Origin of the sequence: Streptococcus mitis, from assembly GCF_905187535.1 — a bacterium.
Lineage (GTDB): Bacteria > Bacillota > Bacilli > Lactobacillales > Streptococcaceae > Streptococcus > Streptococcus mitis_BS.
Map to the genome: position 1 here is coordinate 307,983 of NZ_CAJJIE010000060.1, position 18,666 is coordinate 326,648.

Sequence of the window (18,666 nt, forward strand, 5' to 3'; positions counted from 1 at the left end):
GAAAATGACAGAAATGCTTAAAGGAATCGCAGCATCTGATGGTGTTGCAGTTGCAAAAGCATATCTACTCGTTCAACCGGATTTGTCATTCGAGACTGTTTCAGTCGAAGATACAAACGCAGAAGAGGCTCGTTTGGATGTAGCTCTTGAAGCTTCTCAAAACGAGCTTTCTCTTATCCGTGAGAAAGCTGTAGGTACGCTTGGTGAAGAAGCGGCTCAAGTTTTTGACGCTCATTTGATGGTTCTTGCTGACCCAGAATTGATTGGTCAGATTAAAGAAACAATCCGTGCTAAGAAAGTCAATGCTGAAGCAGGTCTTAAAGAAGTGACTGACATGTTCATCACTATCTTTGAAGGCATGGAAGACAACCCATATATGCAAGAACGTGCAGCGGATATCCGCGACGTGACAAAACGTGTATTGGCAAATCTTCTTGGTAAGAAATTGCCAAACCCAGCTTCTATCAATGAAGAAGTAATCGTGATTGCGCATGACTTGACACCATCTGATACAGCTCAATTGGACAAAAACTTTGTAAAAGCTTTTGTAACAAATATCGGTGGACGTACAAGCCACTCAGCTATCATGGCACGTACACTTGAAATTGCAGCTGTATTGGGAACAAATAACATCACTGAAGTGGTGAAAGACGGTGATATCCTTGCCGTTAACGGAATTACTGGTGAAGTGATTATCAACCCAACAGATGAACAAGCGGCAGAATTTAAAGCAGCTGGTGAAGCTTATGCTAAACAAAAAGCTGAATGGGCACTTTTGAAAGATGCTCAAACAGTGACTGCTGACGGTAAACACTTCGAGTTGGCTGCTAACATCGGTACTCCAAAAGACGTGGAAGGTGTTAACAACAACGGTGCAGAAGCGGTTGGACTTTACCGTACAGAGTTCTTGTACATGGATTCTCAAGACTTCCCAACTGAAGATGAGCAGTATGAAGCATACAAGGCTGTTCTTGAGGGAATGAATGGTAAACCTGTGGTTGTTCGTACAATGGATATTGGTGGAGATAAGGAACTTCCTTACTTCGATATGCCACATGAAATGAACCCATTCCTTGGATTCCGTGCCCTTCGTATCTCTATTTCTGAAACTGGAGATGCAATGTTCCGTACACAAATCCGTGCACTTCTTCGTGCTTCTGTTCATGGTCAATTGCGTATCATGTTCCCAATGGTTGCGCTCTTGAAAGAATTCCGTGCAGCTAAAGCAGTTTATGAAGAAGAAAAAGCAAACCTTCTTGCTGAAGGTGTTGCAGTTGCGGATGACATCCAAGTTGGTATCATGATTGAAATCCCTGCAGCAGCGATGCTTGCAGACCAATTTGCAAAAGAAGTAGACTTCATGTCAATTGGTACAAACGACTTGATCCAATACTCAATGGCAGCAGACCGTATGAACGAGCAAGTTTCATATCTTTACCAACCATATAACCCATCAATCCTTCGCTTGATCAACAACGTTATCAAGGCAGCTCACGCTGAAGGTAAATGGGCTGGTATGTGTGGTGAGATGGCTGGTGACCAAAAAGCTGTTCCACTTCTTGTCGGAATGGGCTTGGATGAATTCTCTATGTCAGCAACATCTGTCCTTCGTACACGTAGCTTGATGAAGAAATTGGATACTGCTAAGATGGAAGAGTACGCTAACCGTGCCCTTACAGAGTGTTCAACAATGGAAGAAGTTCTTGAACTTCAAAAAGAATACGTTAACTTCGATTAATGTGATTAACCTTGTAACCTAGTTGCAAGGTTTTTTGATACATTCGGGAATAGTGTAGTCTTGTAAAGTTCACTTTTCAATGAGTCAGAGGCATGATATAATAGGGGGAAACAAATAGAATAAGAGAGAAATCATGTCTAAAGAAATTGATATTGAGTACTACCACCAGCTAGCCTTGCAAAAGCAGAAGGAACACCGTAAAGTTTTAGCCACTCTAAAGAAAAAACCACCTAAAAACCTAGACAAGATAGCCCAGCAGATTCACCAAGAAGTCTTTGCGGAGATTGATTGTACGGCCTGTGCTAACTGTTGCAAGACATTGGGTCCTGACTTCAAGGAAGCAGACATCACTCGTATTGCCAAGTACTTTAAGATGAAATTACCTGCTTTTGAAGCGGAGTTTCTGCAGGTAGATGAAGATGGTGATAAGGTTTTTAAATCCATGCCTTGTCCCTTTTTAGGAGGAGATAATCTCTGTTCCATCTATGATGTTCGTCCAAAGGCCTGTCGTGAATTCCCCCATACAGATCGCAAAAAGATCCATCAAATCAATCATTTGACGATTAAGAATACTTTGACCTGTCCAGCAGCTTATCTCTTTGTTGAGAAATTAAAGGATAAGTTATAGAGATTTAAAGGATAAAAAATCTCTAATAATAACTAGAGATATGAAGGGAGTACTCCTGTGCCTAGACCGAAAACAAAAGAGGAGCTAATGCTGGCCTCTAAGGAAAATTATGAAAAGCTCAATCGTTTCATCTCCCAACTAAGTGAAGATGAGCTACAGACTCCATTTGATTTTTCAAGAGACCGAAAGAAAAAAGAAGCCCACTGGAAAAGGGATAAAAATCTACGGGATGTCTTGATCCATCTTTATGAATGGCAGCAGTTACTTTTGACTTGGGTTCATTCTAATCAAAAAGATCACGAAAGACCTTTTCTCCCTGAACCTTATAATTGGAAAACTTATGGAGAAATGAATGTCGCTTTTTGGAAGAAGCACCAGAAAACCTCCTTAGAAGAAGCGACTAGACTCCTAGAACAATCACATAGGAAGGTTTTAGAGTTGATAGAAGTTTTTAGCAATGACGAACTCTTTACCAAAGGTGTCTATAAGTGGACCGGTGGAACAAGTCTAGGTTCCTACTTTGCTAGTAGCACGTCAAGCCACTATGATTGGGCTCTGAAAAAACTCAAAGCTCATCGGAAGAATTGTAAAGGATAGATGGACTATTTGAAATAGAAAGAATGAGTTCTTTTAAAAGTAAGATAAAAGCAAAGGGCTATCAAGTGATGTAGCCCTTTTGAGTTATACAAGCAAATTACCATGCAAAAGCTGTCGTTGGAGCATTGAGCGCTTCTAACCACTGTTTATTTTTTACGGGGCAAAGAGTTACGGATATACCTGCCATATCTAGGCTGGTCATAAATGTTCCTGATTTTATAAAAGTAATAGTGACTCCTTCAATTTCTAAGAGTTGAAGGATATCATTGATAAATATGCCCATTTCTAAGTTGCTGGTAGTGCCTAGATTATTTACAAGCAATATAAATTGATCACCCTTTTTCCAATGATAGTGCAATCTTAATTTACTTATAATTTCATTTGCAAGGATTTCCGATGATTGGAATGGGACGATACGATATCCTTCTTCGCCATGTATCCCAATACCATAAGAAATATTTCCTTCTTCCAAGTTAAATAGTGGGAGGGTGGCTTGGGGGAGACTAGCAGCTTTCGTTGCAAAGCCAATTGTTGCGATTTCGGGAGCAAGTTGATGACCTAAATCAGTTAGTTGCTCGATGTCGGCACCATTTTGAGCTGCATATCCTAGAACTTTATGAAGTAAAATAGTCCCTGCAAGCCCTCTTCCTCTAATTTGAAATCTATTGTGAGGTTCAATAGAAATATCGTCGTGTGCTAGACTATAGCCGACCTTAATTCCTTCTTGTCTAGCAGTATTAATGGCCCAGCTAAATTCTTTGATGTCTGCTTCGAAATTTTTTACAATGATGAAGACACCGTGACCATTGTTTAAAAAACGAATGGACTCTAAGATTTCAGTTCTTGTAGGAGGAGTAAATAATTGGCCATAGATAGCAGCGGTAAGCATTCCTTCTCCCACATATCCAATATGCGCAGGTTCGTGACCGGAACCTCCACCCGACAATATTGGAACCTGATAAGGATTGCGATTTTTTTGATAGACTAATGGTAAGGTAGGGTGTTTTTCTAATTCAGGATGACTGCTGACAGTTGCCGAAATGTAACTTGAAATAATTTTCTGTTTATGATTTGAAATAAATGTCATTGTGGTCTCTTTCCAATAATTGTCATGATTAGAAAGTCTGGTTGTGGAACTGGACTTTTTTTATTGACGTAAGCCTTCACGATCTCTGCTAGAGCATGTGAATGATAGTCTAACAAAAAGCAAGTATAAGCAGATGAATCGATATCAATCTGACCGTATTCTCTTAAAATTTTTGATACAAGCAAGCGACAGTAGCTGATAAATTGGTCATAGAAGTTATTTTGCCCTTGAATATCAAAAAGTTGAATATAAAAGTCACGCTCTTGTTCGAAATAAAAAAATAATTCTTGTAATAGTTTTTGGCCTGAAATGAAGTCCAAGTTATTGGTGATATACTCGGTTAAGTCATTTTCAAATATCCAGTCTAGCAGTTCATATTTGTCAAGAAAGTGATTGTAAAAGGTCTGTCTACGAATGCCAGCTGATTCCATGATATCTACAATAGAGATTTTATCAAATTCTCTAGTAGCTAATAGGTCTCTAAATGCCTTGGCAATCCGTTTTTTTGTAATAAGTGATGATGCCATAGGAAGCCTTTCTGTTACTTCCTTCATTTTACCAAAAAAATGTTTTAAACGGGTTTAAAAGGGGACAAATAATAGAATCTGTCCCTTATCATCTAGCAATAAAAAATATATAATGAAAGCGAAAATAAAGGTAGATGCCGAAAGGAGTTTCTCATGAAAAAAATTATAAATGAACCGACACAAGTTGTTGATGAAATGTTGCAGGGATTGTCATTCATGCATGATGACTTGGTAGAACGCTTAGATGGTTTTGATGTCATCGTTAGAAAGGCAGAAAAGACAGGAAAAGTTGGACTCATTTCAGGTGGAGGTTCAGGACATGAACCAAGTCATGCTGGATTTGTAGGAGATGGAATGTTGTCTGCTGCCATTTGTGGAGCAGTCTTCACTTCACCTACTCCGGACCAAATTTTAGAAGCCATTAAGGCAGCTGATGAAGGTGCTGGAGTTTTCATGGTTATCAAGAACTATTCTGGGGACATCATGAACTTTGAAATTGCACAAGAACTTGCTGAAATGGAAGGTATTGATGTAGCAAGCGTTGTGGTTGATGATGATATCGCTGTTGAAAATAGTCTCTATACCCAAGGTCGTCGAGGTGTTGCAGGTACTATTTTAGTCCATAAAATTTTGGGTGATGCAGCTCGTTCTGGTAAATCATTAGCTGAAATGAAGGACTTGGCCGATAAACTTGTCTTAGAAATTAAAACAATTGGGCTGGCCTTGTCTGGAGCAACTGTTCCTGAAGTTGGGAAACCAGGATTTGTTCTAGAAGATGATGAATTTGAATATGGAGTTGGTATCCACGGTGAACCGGGATATAAGAAAGAGAAAATGCAACCTTCAGCACAATTGGCCTCAGAATTGGTTGAAAAATTATCTGAAGGTTTCCAACTTAAAGCTGGAGAACGCTATGGCCTTCTCATCAATGGTTTAGGAAGCACTCCTCTTATGGAACAATACGTATTTGCAAATGATGTGGCTAAATTACTCCATGAAAAAGGTGTTGAGTTGACATTTAAGAAAATTGGAAACTATATGACATCAATTGATATGGCCGGCTTGTCATTAACATTGATTCGATTGGCAGATGATGAGTGGTTGGATGCTCTAAATGCACCTGTTACTACACCAGCTTGGTAAAACTCAAGGAGGAAATGTTTCATGAATGCTGAACAAGCTCTTGAATGGATGAAGCTTTTTAATGAAAAGATTCAAGAACAGAAAGATTACCTTAGTGAGCTAGACACCCCTATAGGAGATGGAGACCACGGTGGAAATATGGCGCGTGGCATGGCTGCAGTTATGGAAAACTTAGAAGGAAAGCAATTTGAGACCAGCAGTGATGTGTTTAAACTTGTCTCAATGCAACTACTGAGTAAGGTAGGCGGTGCTTCTGGTCCCTTGTATGGTTCTGCTTTTATGGGCATGGCCAAGGCTGATTCAAATTCGAAAATAGAGGAAATCTTACAAAGCGGTTTGGATATGATTGTCAAACGTGGGAAAGCAGAAGTTGGAGAAAAGACAATAGTTGATGTTTGGACTCCTGTTATTGCTGCCTTGTCTGCTGGCCAGTTGACTCAAGAGGTTATTGATCAAGTAGTGAATGCTACCAAAGATTTACTTGCAACTAAAGGAAGAGCGTCTTATGTAGGAGAACGTTCGCTTGGACATATTGACCCTGGATCATTTTCATCAGGATTACTCTTTACTGCTCTTTTAGAAACTGGGGTGGTTTAATGGGAAGTATTGGTCTTGTTATCGTTTCACATTCCAAAAACATTGCACAAGGTGTCGTTGAACTGATTAGTGAAGTGGCTAAAGATGTTTCGATTACTTATGTAGGAGGAACCGAGGACGGAGGAATTGGAACTAGTTTTGATCAAGTAGATAGGGTTGTTTCTGAAAATCCAGCAGATACTTTACTTGCCTTTTTTGACCTAGGCTCTGCTAAAATGAACTTAGAAATGGTGGCTGATTTCAGTGATAAGAGTATCATCATCAACAGTGTTCCAATTGTAGAAGGTGCCTATACTGCAGCTGCTCTTCTTCAGACTGGGGCAGAACTGTCGGTTATTGAAACACAGTTGGCGGAGCTTGAAATTAATAAATAAGGAATTTTACTATAACTCTTTTTATAGGTGGGCTATTGATTATCTCAACTATCAAATTTTAAGTAAATAATTTCAAAATCAGAAAGGGATTGCTTTGGGCAGTTCCTTTTTAATATAAAAGGAGTGGAATCATAGCGTTTCTAAATTGTTAATACTCTTCGAAAATCAAATTCAAACCACGTCAACGTCGCCTTGTCGTAGGTATATGATACTGACTCTGTCAGTTCTATCCACAACCTCAAAACACTGTTTTGAGCAACCTGCGGCTAGTTTCCTAGTTTGCTCTTTGATTTTCATTGAGTATAATAATTCAAAACTGATTGTGATGGGACTATTCTAGCTTTAGAATTCTTTAAAAATTAAAATTTAAGGCAATAAATGGCTTAGAATAGTGCGAAAACATTTAGTTTATAGGAATTCTAGATCTAGAATTACATAGGTATTTATGAAGTTAGAGTATTCGATAGTTAGGATTGTTCTATTCTGAAAGATTTGAGCTGTCAATCTTCTAGAATAGTAGTTTGCCAATGAATTTTGTTGAAAGATTCCTTGTTTTATGGTAGTCTAAAGTAAAAGAAAGCCTTATCATTATATTTGTATCTTTAATCTGACTTGGTTTAGGTCTAGAAGAGGGATAGATATTTGGGGTTTTCAAATAATAATAATATTTTCACTTGCAAAAAATGTATTTCAACTTTACCTAATGTAAAAGAAGGAAATATCATGAAACGTTTATGACTTGTTGGAAAGAGAATGTGAGCTAAAAATGGATTCTCTTTACATATTAGGAGTAGGTAGATGAGTAATCTAGAGTCAATTCGTAAAGCGCATATCATCGTGTGGGGTTCCTATCTATTTTTATCATTAAGGGCGCCGCTAATTAGCAGCACAGAGTATTTCGTGCTTATTTTTTTAGCGTTTCTCTATTCAATAGTATCGCTACCTATATACTCTGTGAAGAATAAAATAGTATCTATTTGTTTGGCTATAAACTCGATCCTGTTAATGAGTTTTCCAATTTTAATCAATAAATTTTTCCCAGGAAACGTTTCTACTTATATCGTATTAATCAGTATTTTTATCCTGGAGTTCTTAATCTTTAATAAAATTGGTAGAGATTTTGATACTAGATTAGCTAGCGAGTATAGGAAGATCAGTCAGTTTAAAAGTAAGATGTCTCAATCTCCTTGGATAAAATATTTAGAGATTTCTAGTTTTATATTAACTATACTTCCATTTATTCTTCATGGTACAGTTGATAATCGTGTATTGACTCTTATCTTTTTGATAAAAATTTGTGTAGATACTACGATAAAGATTATATTAAACAGAATCTTTAAGACAAGTGAGGTAATGAAAAGGAGGATATTTTCTCTTTTTGTACTAGATTTGATTGTCTATTTATTTTTAGGCTATGTTTTAGCAATGCAAAAAGATGGATACCTATTTTCAATTCTACTAATTTTTTCTAATTTCTCACTTCCCTTTATCAGAGAAAAAGAGTATGAATTATTTAAAAATAAGAAGTGAGTTAGATATGGTTAAATCTTAGTTCTCTTTAAAATCAAATCAGATATAGAAAAGATATCCTATCTAGGTAACAAAGTGCTTTAAACGCAGTCTACGATTACTTGTTAGGCTCATGTCCTGACCATATTCAATTAAAAGGAGAATATTCAAATGAAACATTTTTTTGCAGGAATTGGTGATATAAGATTTAGTAGTTATCTATTGTCTCTATTTGTAGGATTAGCTCCTCTTTTTCATATCTATATAATAGGCTCTGAAATGAATTTTGTGCAAATAGTATTATCTATTTTGGGAATTATATTTGTTTGTATTTTAACTATTGCTCGAATTTATAGAAGATTTTTCTATAATAAAAATAAACTTGACTAGAATAGTATGGATTAGTTAATCAATTGGAACGATTATTCTTTGTGATACTATACCACTTTTAAGTTTTTACATTAAACAGCCGACTGAAGTGAAAGTTGTTTATCTTAGAAAGGAAAATCTAAAATTGTCCTACAAATTTCTACTCTTCGACCTCGACCACACTCTTCTTGATTTTGATGCTGCTGAGGATGTGGCTTTGACCCAACTTCTAAAAGAAGAAGGGGTTGCAGATATTCAGGCCTATAAAGACTATTACGTTCCTATGAACAAGGCTCTCTGGAAGGACTTGGAGCAAAAGAAAATCAGTAAACAAGACCTGGTTAACACGCGCTTTTCTCGTTTATTTGCTCATTTTGGACAGGAAAAAGACGGTAGTTTTCTAGCCCAGCGTTACCAATTTTACCTTGCCCAGCAGGGGCAAACTTTTTCAGGCGCTCATGAATTCTTGGATAACCTTATCGAGAGAGATTTTGACTTGTATGCTGCGACAAATGGTATTACTGCCATTCAGACAGGACGTTTGGCTCAATCGGGTCTAGCGCCTTATTTCAATCAAGTCTTTATCTCTGAACAGCTGCAAACTCAAAAGCCTGATGCTCTCTTTTATGAAAAAATTGGTCAGCAGATTGCTGGATTTAGCAAAGAAGAGACGCTGATGATTGGAGATTCCCTGACAGCCGACATTCAAGGTGGCAATAATGCTGGAATTGACACTATCTGGTACAATCCTCATCACCTTGAAAATTACACACAAGCCCAGCCGACCTACGAAGTTCATTCTTACCAAGACTTGCTGGATTGCTTAGATAAACTGTAAAAAGTGGTTTAGATAGCCACTTTTTGCTATAATAGAGGCAGTAAAAACGAAGGAGTTGGCTATGGAACACTCGTCTTGGCATGCTTTGATTAAGGAGCAATTACCTGAGGGTTATTTTGCGAAAATCAACCAGTTTATGGAGCAGGTCTATGCTCAGGGAATTGTTTATCCACCTAAGGAAAAGGTTTTTCAGGCTCTCTTGACAACACCGCTTGAAGAAGTTAAGGTGGTGATTCTAGGGCAAGACCCCTATCACGGGCCAGGTCAGGCGCAGGGCTTGAGTTTTTCTGTACCCGATGCTATTCCAGCACCACCGTCCTTGCAAAATATCTTGAAAGAATTGTCAGATGATATCGGAGTTAAGAAATCCCATGATTTGACAGCTTGGGCTGAGCAAGGAGTCTTACTTCTCAATGCTTGCTTGACTGTTCCTGCCGGACAGGCTAATGGTCATGCTGGTCAAATATGGGAGCCTTTTACTGATGCTGTGATTCAGGTGGCCAATCAACTAGATAAACCAGTAGTCTTTATACTCTGGGGAGCCTATGCACGCAAGAAGAAGGCCTTGGTTACCAATCCTCATCACTTGATTATCGAATCAGCCCATCCCAGTCCTTTATCAGTTTACAGAGGATTTTGGGGTTCCAAGCCTTTTTCAAAGGCCAATGCATTCTTAAAAGAGACAGGACAAGAGCCAATCAATTGGCTTAGATAAGGAGAAAATATGCCTCAGTTAGCGACGATTTGCTACATTGATAACGGGAAGGAACTGCTCATGCTCCATCGTAATAAGAAGCCCAATGATGTTCATAAAGGCAAATGGATTGGTGTGGGTGGTAAGCTAGAGCGTGGTGAGACACCTCAAGAATGCGCTGCGCGTGAAATCCTTGAAGAAACAGGGCTCAAAGCCAAGCCAGTTCTAAAAGGAGTTATCACTTTTCCAGAATTTACACCAGATTTAGACTGGTATACCTATGTTTTTAAGGTGACAGAGTTCGAGGGTGACCTGATTGACTGTAACGAGGGAACGCTTGAATGGGTTCCTTATGATGAAGTTTTGAGCAAGCCGACTTGGGAAGGGGATCATACCTTTGTTGAGTGGCTTTTAGAGGATAAACCCTTCTTTTCAGCCAAGTTTGTTTATGATGGGGATAAATTGTTGGATACCCAAGTCGATTTCTATGAATAAAGGAGAAAGCAGATGTTACTAATCAAAAATGGTCGTGTAATGGATCCCAAGTCTGGCTTGGATCAAGTGTGTGATGTCTTAGTTCAAGATGGGAAAATTATCAAAATTGCGCTGGAAATCAAGGAAGAAGGAGCAGAAATCATAGATGCTAGTGGTCTTGTCGTTACTCCTGGCTTGGTCGATATCCATGTTCATTTCCGTGAACCTGGTCAGACCCACAAGGAGGATATCCATACGGGTGCCCTAGCAGCTGCTGCAGGTGGTTTTACAACGGTTGTCATGATGGCTAATACTAGTCCAACTATTTCGGACGTGGAGACCTTGCAAGAAGTTCTCCAGTCAGCTACCAAGGAAAAAATCAATGTCAAGACGGTTGCGACCATTACTAAGAACTTTAATGGCCAAGACTTGACTGAATTTAAGGCACTCTTAGAAGCAGGTGCAGTTGGTTTTTCTGATGACGGTATTCCGCTTGAAAGCAGTAAAGTGGTCAAGGAAGCCATGGAAGAAGCCAAAAAACTTAATACCTTTATCAGTCTCCATGAGGAAGATCCAGGTTTGAATGGGATTCTTGGGTTTAATGAAAATATCGCTAAAGAACATTTCCATATCTGCGGTGCGACTGGGGTGGCTGAGTACGCTATGATGGCGCGTGATGTCATGATTGCCTATGCGACCAAGGCTCATGTTCACATCCAGCATTTATCAAAAGAAGAAAGTGTTAAAGTAGTTGAGTTCGCTCAAGGATTGGGGGCGCAAGTCACAGCAGAAGTAGCGCCACAGCATTTTTCTAAGACTGAAGCACTTCTTTTGACACAAGGTAGCAATGCTAAGATGAATCCGCCACTTCGTTTGGAATCAGACCGTCGTGCTGTTATCGAAGGTCTCAAATCAGGTGTCATTACAGTTATCGCGACAGACCACGCGCCTCACCATGCGGATGAAAAAAATGTCGAGGATATCACCAAAGCGCCATCTGGTATGACTGGTTTGGAAACCTCTCTGTCTCTCGGTTTGACTTATTTGGTGGAAGCTGGGGAATTGACCTTGATGGAATTGCTAGAAAAAATGACCTACAACCCAGCCAAGCTTTACAACTTTGAAGCAGGTTACTTGGCTGAGAATGGTCCAGCGGACATCACTATTTTTGATGCTAAGGCTGACCGCCTTGTGGACTCCCATTTTGCTTCCAAAGCAGCTAATTCACCATTCATAGGTGAAACCTTAAAAGGGCAGGTTAAATATACCATCTGTAAGGGACAAATCGTCTATCGAAACTAGGTGGGAGTCTACTCTGTAAACAAAAAGAATAGAGAGCCTATATGTACCAAACCCATCATTTTAAAGACAAGTTTATCTTATTTTTAAAGATATTTTTCCCCATCCTGATTTATCAATTTGCCAATTATTCTGCATCCTTTGTTGATACGACTATGACTGGCCAATACAATACCATGGACTTGGCTGGTGTGTCTATGGCAACCAGTATCTGGAATCCTTTCTTTACCTTTCTAACAGGCATTGTGTCAGCCCTGGTGCCTATCATTGGTCACCATCTTGGTCGAGGCAAAAAGGAAGAAGTTGCGTCTGATTTTTACCAGTTCATCTATTTGGCCTTGGGTCTATCTGTGGTCTTGCTGGGGATGGTACTTTTCTTGGCACCACCAATCTTGAATCATATTGGACTAGAGGCACAAGTGGCAGCAGTAGCGGTTCACTATCTTTGGTTTTTATCTATTGGAATTATCCCCCTGTTGCTTTTTAGTGTCGTTCGTTCCTTGCTGGATTCTCTGGGCTTGACCAAACTGTCTATGTATCTCATGCTTTTGTTACTTCCTCTCAATAGCGGATTTAACTATCTCTTGATTTACGGGGCCTTTGGTGTTCCAGAACTGGGAGGTGCTGGTGCTGGTTTAGGAACATCCTTGGCCTACTGGGTCTTACTGGGAATTTCTGTACTGGTTCTATTTAAACAGGAGAAGCTCAAAGCCCTACATCTTGAGAAACGAATTCCGCTTAATATGGATAAAATCAAGGAAGGAGTTCGTTTAGGTCTGCCTATAGGGGGGACTGTCTTCGCGGAAGTGGCTATCTTTTCTGTGGTTGGCTTGATTATGGCTAAGTTCTCATCCTTGATTATCGCTAGTCACCAGTCAGCTATGAATTTTTCAACTCTCATGTACGCCTTTCCTATGAGCATCTCATCTGCTATGGCTATTGTTGTTTCCTATGAAGTGGGAGCCAAGCGATTTGATGATGCGAAAACCTATATTGGTCTAGGAAGATGGACAGCCCTCATTTTTGCGGCCTTCACCTTATCCTTTCTTTACATTTTTAGGGGAAATGTGGCCAGTCTTTATGGCAACGACCCAGAATTCATCGATTTGACAGCGCGCTTTTTGACTTATAGTCTTTTTTTCCAGTTAGCAGATACCTTTGCGGCACCGCTTCAGGGAATTTTACGGGGGTATAAGGATACCGTTATTCCTTTTTACCTTGGTTTGGTTGGTTATTGGGGCGTAGCAATCCCAGTGGCTATTGTATTTGATTCCCTAACAGATTTTGGAGCTTATTCTTACTGGATTGGCTTGATTATTAGTTTGATTGTGAGTGGAGCGCTCTACCGTTGGCGTTTAACTGTGATTATGAAGAGATTTGAATCTTTAGCAAAATCCAAACGCTAAAAAGTTTGTGAAAAAATATTCTTGATAAGAAAATTCCTTGTTTTTACGGGGTTTTCTTTTTTATTTTGTGAAATTTCTTTTAGAAAAACTTTGACAGTATTTGCCAAAAACGGTAAAATAGTAAGGTAAGAAGAAACTTAGAAAGGCAAGAAGATGTCAACTTTAGATAAAAATCTTTTGCTAGAGATGTTCCGTAAGATGGAAGAAATCCGTCGTATGGACTTAAAAATTGCGCAATTAGTAAAGAAAGGGAAAGTGCCAGGAATGACGCACTTTTCTGTTGGAGAAGAGGCGGCTAACGTGGGTGCTATGTTGGCTCTCAATCCAGATGATCTAATTACCTCAAACCACCGTGGTCACGGACAAGCTATTGCCAAAGGAATTGACCTCAACGGAATGATGGCTGAAATCCTCGGTAAATATACTGGAACCTGTAAAGGTAAAGGTGGTTCTATGCATATCGCTGACCTTGATGCTGGTAACCTTGGTGCCAATGGTATCGTAGGTGGTGGTATGGGAATCGCTGTTGGTGCAGCCCTCAGTCAGCAAATGCAACATACTGGAAAAATCGTTGTCTGCTTCTTTGGAGATGGTGCGACCAACGAAGGTGTTTTCCACGAAGCAGTAAATATGGCTTCTATCTGGAACCTGCCAGTCATTTTCTATTGCATTAACAACGGTTACGGTATCTCTGCGGATATCAAGAAAATGACTAATGTGAAGCATATCCATCAACGTAGCGCTGCTTATGGAATTCCTGGAATGTTCATCGAAGACGGTAACAATGTCATAGATGTCTATGAAGGATTTAAGAAAGCTGTAGATCATGTTCGTGGTGGCAATGGTCCAGTCTTGATTGAAAGTGTAACTTATCGCTGGCTTGGTCATTCATCATCTGACCCTGGTAAATATCGTACCCGCGAAGAAGTGGAATTGTGGAAACAAAAAGACCCAATCGAAAACCTTCGCAAGCACCTCATTGAAAACACTATTGCAAGTGCCGAAGAATTGGAAGAAATCCAAACGCAAGTCAAGGAAGCAGTAGAAGCTTCTGTTAAATTTGCAGAAGAAAGTCCATTCCCACCGCTTGAATCAGCCTTTGAAGATATTTACGCAGACTAAGGAGAAAGAGATAAAATGGAAACAAAAACAATGTCCTTCCGTGACACCATTATCCTTGCTATGTCTGAGGAAATGCGTCGCGATGAAAATGTGTTCTTGATGGGAGAAGACGTCGGTGTCTTCGGAGGAGACTTCGGAACTTCTGTTGGAATGCTTGAAGAATTTGGTCCAGAACGTGTTCGTGACTGTCCTATTTCTGAAGCTGCCATCTCTGGAGCAGCAGCCGGAGCAGCCATGACAGGACTTCGTCCAATCGTTGATATGACCTTCATGGACTTCTCGGTTATTGCCATGGACAATATCGTCAACCAAGCTGCTAAAACACGTTACATGTTTGGTGGTAAAGGTCAGGTTCCAATGACTGTTCGTTGTGCAGCTGGTAACGGAGTTGGTTCTGCAGCCCAGCATTCACAATCTCTAGAGTCTTGGTTCACTCATATCCCAGGACTTAAGGTTGTAGCACCAGGTACGCCTGCGGACATGAAAGGACTGCTTAAGTCTTCTATCCGTGATAACAACCCTGTTATTATCCTTGAGTACAAGTCAGAATTTAACCAAAAAGGGGAAGTACCAGTTGATCCAGACTATACGATTCCACTTGGAGTTGGGGAAATCAAACGTGAAGGTACGGATGTAACAGTTGTTACTTATGGAAAAATGCTTCGCCGTGTGGTTCAAGCAGCTGAAGAATTAGCAGAAGAAGGAATTTCTGTTGAGATTGTTGACCCACGCACCCTTGTTCCGCTTGATAAGGAGATTATCATTAACTCAGTTAAGAAGACTGGTAAAGTTGTTCTGGTTAACGATGCCCATAAAACAAGCGGCTATATCGGAGAGATTTCAGCTATTATTTCAGAATCGGAAGCATTTGACTATCTAGATGCACCAATCCGTCGTTGCGCAGGAGAAGATGTGCCAATGCCTTATGCACAAAACCTAGAAAATGCAATGATTCCAACCGTTGAAAGCATCAAAGATGCTATTCGTAAAACATATAATAAAGAATAGAATTACATAAGATAAGTTATGTAAAATAATGATTGCTTTTAACTTTAGTAACTTGAGATATGTAATGTACCTAAGTTATTTCTAAAGTTGCGACAGGAGAGAGTCGAATCGATGTTATTCGACGAACGACTTAGTAAGTCTACAAGGTTGACCGCCTGATAGCGGCAACCGTAGTAACTTGAGACACGTTCCGTGTCCAAGTTACTTGTAGAGTTGAACACGGGCTAAAGTCTGTGTGAAAAAGATAAACTTTCCTAGAAACTAAAGTTTCTTCGTCAAGTTTCCTATTTTCACTTTGACTTTTAACGCCCTTAGTATCATTTAATTGAATTCGGACGGAGGTCTTCGAAAAAAAGATAGATTTCCTTGTGTTCATCGAACACATCGTCAATCTCCTATTTTTTCATTGCCCTCTTCGTCCTTAATATCTTAGTATAGAATTGGAGAGGTCATGGCTGATGACAAGCTAAGAGCGACTCCTGCGGCTAGAAAGCTAGCGGATGATTTAGGGATCAACCTCTACGACGTGTCTGGCTCAGGTGCAAACGGTCGTGTCCACAAAGAAGACGTGGAAACTTATAAAGACACTAATGTGGTTCGCATTTCGCCACTTGCAAAACGAATTGCCCTCGAACATAACATTGCTTGGCAGGAAATCCAAGGAACTGGTCATCGTGGTAAGATTATGAAGAAGGATGTTTTGGCCTTGCTTCCTGAAAATATCGAAAACAACACCATCAAGTCTCCTGCTCAGATTGAAAAAGTGGAAGAAGTTCCTGATAACGTAACACCATACGGTGAAATTGAACGTATTCCAATGACACCAATGCGTAAGGTTATTGCTCAACGTATGGTTGAATCTTACCTAACTGCGCCAACCTTCACGCTCAACTATGAAGTTGATATGACTGAAATGTTGGCTCTTCGTAAGAAGGTTCTTGAGCCAATCATGGAAGCAACTGGGAAGAAGACTACTGTAACAGACCTTCTTTCACTTGCAGTTGTTAAGACTCTTATGAAACACCCATACATCAACGCTTCATTGACAGAAGATGGCAAGACCATTATCACTCACAACTATGTCAATCTTGCCATGGCAGTTGGGATGGATAATGGATTGATGACACCTGTTGTTTACAATGCTGAGAAGATGAGTCTTTCAGAACTGGTTGTAGCCTTCAAGGATGTCATCGGTCGTACCTTGGATGGTAAATTGGCTCCAAGTGAACTGCAAAATTCAACCTTCACAATCAGTAATTTGGGAATGTTTGGTGTTCAGTCCTTTGGTCCTATCATTAACCAACCAAACTCAGCTATCCTTGGTGTGAGTTCGACAATCGAGAAGCCAGTTGTAGTCAATGGTGAAATTGTGATTCGCCCAATCATGAGCCTTGGTTTAACAATTGACCACCGTGTCGTAGATGGTATGGCTGGTGCTAAGTTTATGAAAGACTTGAAAGAATTGATTGAAAATCCAATCTCAATGTTGATTTAAGTACAAGAGTATTCATTTTTAAGATATAGATAAAGGAAGGAAGACATGGCCTTAGAAGTAATTATGCCAAAAGCCGGCGTGGATATGACAGAAGGACAAATCGTCCAATGGAATAAAAAAGTCGGAGAATTTGTAAAAGAAGGAGAAATCCTTTTGGAAATCATGACTGATAAAGTCAGCATGGAATTGGAAGCCGAAGAAGATGGGTACTTGATTGCTATCCTCAAAGGGGACGGTGAAACAGTCCCTGTAACGGAAGTTATCGGTTACCTTGGCGAAGAAGGGGAAAATATCCCAACAGCTGGAGCAGCAGCGCCAGAAGCTAGCCCTGTACCTACAGCAAGTGCTTCAAACGATGATGGTAAGAGCGATGATGCTTTTGATATCGTTGTGATTGGTGGAGGTCCTGCTGGTTATGTTGCAGCCATTAAAGCTGCCCAACTCGGTGGGAAGGTTGCCCTTGTTGAGAAATCTGAACTCGGTGGAACCTGCTTGAACCGTGGATGTATCCCAACTAAAACCTACCTACATAACGCTGAAATTATTGAAAATATCGGTCATGCTGCAAATCGTGGTATTGTGATTGAAAATCCTAACTTCACTGTTGATATGGACAAACTCCTTGAAACCAAGTCTAAGGTAGTCAATACTTTGGTTGGTGGAGTTGCTGGTCTTCTTCGTAGCTACGGAGTTACTGTTCATAAAGGAATTGGTACCATTACTAAAGACAAGAACGTCTTGGTAAATGGCTCTGAATTACTTGAAACCAAGAAAATCATCCTTGCTGGTGGTTCAAAAGTCAGCAAGATCAACATCCCTGGTATGGAATCTCCACTTGTCATGACCAGCGACGACATCCTTGAAATGAACGAAGTACCAGAAAGTCTTGTTATCATCGGTGGTGGTGTTGTCGGTATCGAGCTCGGTCAGGCCTTCATGACATTTGGTTCAAAAGTGACTGTTATCGAAATGATGGATCGTATCGTGCCAGCTATGGATTCAGAAGTTTCTAAGAACCTTCGCTTGATCCTTGAACGTAAAGGAATGACCATCTTGACTGGTACTAAACTGCAAGAAATCATCGAAGAAAATGGTCAACTTCGTATTAAAGTTGAAGGAAAAGACGATATCATTGCAAATAAAGCTCTTCTTTCAATCGGTCGTGTGCCAGACCTTGAAGGTATTGGAGAGGTTGAGTTTGAATTGGATCGTGGTCGTATCAAGGTCAACGAATACATGGAAACTTCTGTTCCAGGTATCTACGCACCAGGTGATATTAATGGTACTAAGATGTTGGCTCACGCAGCTTTCCGTATGGGTGAAGTTGCCGCTGAAAATGCCCTTAAAGGAAATCATGCTGTTGCCAAATTGAATTTGACTCCTGCAGCTATCTACACTCTTCCTGAAGTAGCAGCAGTAGGTTTGACAGAAGAACAAGCCCGTGAGAAATACGATGTAGCCATCGGTAAGTTCAACTTTGCTGCTAACGGTCGTGCTATTGCATCGGATGCAGCTCAAGGTTTCGTTAAAGTTATTGCGGATAAGAAATACGGAGAAATCCTTGGTGTTCATATCATCGGTCCTGCAGCTGCAGAATTGATCAATGAAGCATCGAGCATTATCGAAATGGAAATTACTGTTGAAGAAATGCTGAAGACTATCCACGGACACCCAACCTACTCTGAAGTGATGTACGAAGCATTTGCGGATGTTTTAGGAATGGCCATCCATTCACCTAAGAAAAAATAAAAGAAAGATAGA

At 40.0% G+C, this 18,666-nt stretch carries 19 protein-coding genes; 17 read left to right on the plus strand and 2 right to left on the minus strand.

The features are described from left to right. The first annotated feature begins 4 nt into the window (after positions 1-4). From ptsP to JQ841_RS08635, 3 genes are all read left to right on the plus strand, one after another. Positions 5-1,738, plus strand: a complete 1,734-nt coding sequence (ptsP, locus tag JQ841_RS08625) for a phosphoenolpyruvate--protein phosphotransferase (protein ID WP_004241506.1) — start codon at positions 5-7, stop codon at positions 1,736-1,738. Between the two features lie 133 nt (positions 1,739-1,871). Beyond that, positions 1,872-2,366 (plus strand): YkgJ family cysteine cluster protein, encoded by a 495-nt coding sequence (locus tag JQ841_RS08630; RefSeq protein WP_049499406.1) that lies wholly within the window; start codon positions 1,872-1,874, stop codon positions 2,364-2,366. Between the two features lie 57 nt (positions 2,367-2,423). Further along, positions 2,424-2,963: a ClbS/DfsB family four-helix bundle protein gene (locus tag JQ841_RS08635; RefSeq protein WP_203180661.1), complete on the plus strand. Its 540-nt coding sequence runs from the start codon at positions 2,424-2,426 to the stop codon at positions 2,961-2,963. 97 nt (positions 2,964-3,060) lie between these two features. Here the strand turns inward: JQ841_RS08635 and dhaQ are convergent, their stop codons facing one another. Both dhaQ and dhaS read right to left on the minus strand, forming a co-directional pair. Further along, the gene (gene dhaQ, locus JQ841_RS08640) at positions 3,061-4,050 is read right to left on the minus strand and encodes a DhaKLM operon coactivator DhaQ (RefSeq protein ID WP_203180662.1); all 990 of its coding nucleotides are present in this window, start codon (positions 4,048-4,050) and stop codon (positions 3,061-3,063) included. Beyond that, a complete protein-coding gene (dhaS, locus tag JQ841_RS08645; RefSeq protein WP_070527476.1) occupies positions 4,047-4,577 on the minus strand; it encodes a dihydroxyacetone kinase transcriptional activator DhaS in 531 nt (176 codons plus the stop codon). The genes dhaQ and dhaS overlap by 4 nt, the downstream gene beginning before the upstream one ends. A 153-nt stretch (positions 4,578-4,730) precedes the next feature. Between dhaS and dhaK the strand changes: the two genes are divergently transcribed. The 14 genes from dhaK to lpdA all read left to right on the plus strand — a co-directional run bounded on the left by dhaK (position 4,731) and on the right by lpdA (position 18,654). Further along, positions 4,731-5,720, plus strand: a complete 990-nt coding sequence (gene dhaK, locus JQ841_RS08650) for a dihydroxyacetone kinase subunit DhaK (RefSeq protein ID WP_084924472.1) — start codon at positions 4,731-4,733, stop codon at positions 5,718-5,720. A gap of 21 nt (positions 5,721-5,741) precedes the next feature. Then, complete coding sequence (gene dhaL / locus JQ841_RS08655; RefSeq protein WP_203180663.1) at positions 5,742-6,317, plus strand: dihydroxyacetone kinase subunit DhaL; 576 nt, start codon at positions 5,742-5,744, stop codon at positions 6,315-6,317. Continuing rightward, positions 6,317-6,691, plus strand: coding sequence for a dihydroxyacetone kinase phosphoryl donor subunit DhaM (dhaM, locus tag JQ841_RS08660; protein WP_203180664.1), 375 nt, complete (start codon positions 6,317-6,319; stop codon positions 6,689-6,691). Before dhaL ends, dhaM begins: the two co-directional genes overlap by 1 nt. Positions 6,692-7,489: 798 nt before the next feature. Further along, entirely contained in the window at positions 7,490-8,221 is a 732-nt protein-coding gene (locus JQ841_RS08665; protein ID WP_203180665.1) for a hypothetical protein, read from the plus strand. A 150-nt stretch (positions 8,222-8,371) separates the two neighbouring features. After that, positions 8,372-8,590 carry a hypothetical protein gene (locus JQ841_RS08670; RefSeq protein ID WP_203180666.1) on the plus strand — a complete coding sequence of 73 codons (219 nt, stop codon included), beginning with the start codon at positions 8,372-8,374 and terminating at the stop codon, positions 8,588-8,590. A gap of 124 nt (positions 8,591-8,714) precedes the next feature. Next, positions 8,715-9,407, plus strand: a complete 693-nt coding sequence (gene pynA / locus JQ841_RS08675; RefSeq protein ID WP_203180667.1) for a pyrimidine 5'-nucleotidase PynA — start codon at positions 8,715-8,717, stop codon at positions 9,405-9,407. 61 nt (positions 9,408-9,468) lie between these two features. Further along, positions 9,469-10,122 (plus strand): uracil-DNA glycosylase, encoded by a 654-nt coding sequence (locus tag JQ841_RS08680; RefSeq protein ID WP_203180668.1) that lies wholly within the window; start codon positions 9,469-9,471, stop codon positions 10,120-10,122. 9 nt (positions 10,123-10,131) lie between these two features. Then, positions 10,132-10,596 carry an NUDIX hydrolase gene (locus JQ841_RS08685; protein ID WP_001135786.1) on the plus strand — a complete coding sequence of 155 codons (465 nt, stop codon included), beginning with the start codon at positions 10,132-10,134 and terminating at the stop codon, positions 10,594-10,596. Between the two features lie 12 nt (positions 10,597-10,608). After that, on the plus strand, positions 10,609-11,877 hold the full coding sequence (locus JQ841_RS08690; protein WP_203180669.1) for a dihydroorotase: 1,269 nt from the start codon (positions 10,609-10,611) through the stop codon (positions 11,875-11,877). 41 nt (positions 11,878-11,918) lie between these two features. Then, positions 11,919-13,280 (plus strand): sodium-coupled multidrug efflux MATE transporter PdrM, encoded by a 1,362-nt coding sequence (pdrM, locus tag JQ841_RS08695; protein WP_033685020.1) that lies wholly within the window; start codon positions 11,919-11,921, stop codon positions 13,278-13,280. A 153-nt stretch (positions 13,281-13,433) separates the two neighbouring features. Next, on the plus strand, positions 13,434-14,402 hold the full coding sequence (locus tag JQ841_RS08700; protein ID WP_084946544.1) for a thiamine pyrophosphate-dependent dehydrogenase E1 component subunit alpha: 969 nt from the start codon (positions 13,434-13,436) through the stop codon (positions 14,400-14,402). Between the two features lie 15 nt (positions 14,403-14,417). After that, positions 14,418-15,410, plus strand: a complete 993-nt coding sequence (locus JQ841_RS08705; protein WP_000448715.1) for an alpha-ketoacid dehydrogenase subunit beta — start codon at positions 14,418-14,420, stop codon at positions 15,408-15,410. A 451-nt stretch (positions 15,411-15,861) separates the two neighbouring features. Continuing rightward, positions 15,862-16,905: a dihydrolipoamide acetyltransferase gene (locus JQ841_RS08710; protein WP_203180670.1), complete on the plus strand. Its 1,044-nt coding sequence runs from the start codon at positions 15,862-15,864 to the stop codon at positions 16,903-16,905. Between the two features lie 45 nt (positions 16,906-16,950). Then, positions 16,951-18,654, plus strand: a complete 1,704-nt coding sequence (lpdA, locus tag JQ841_RS08715; protein WP_001162878.1) for a dihydrolipoyl dehydrogenase — start codon at positions 16,951-16,953, stop codon at positions 18,652-18,654. The last annotated feature ends 12 nt before the right edge of the window (positions 18,655-18,666 follow it).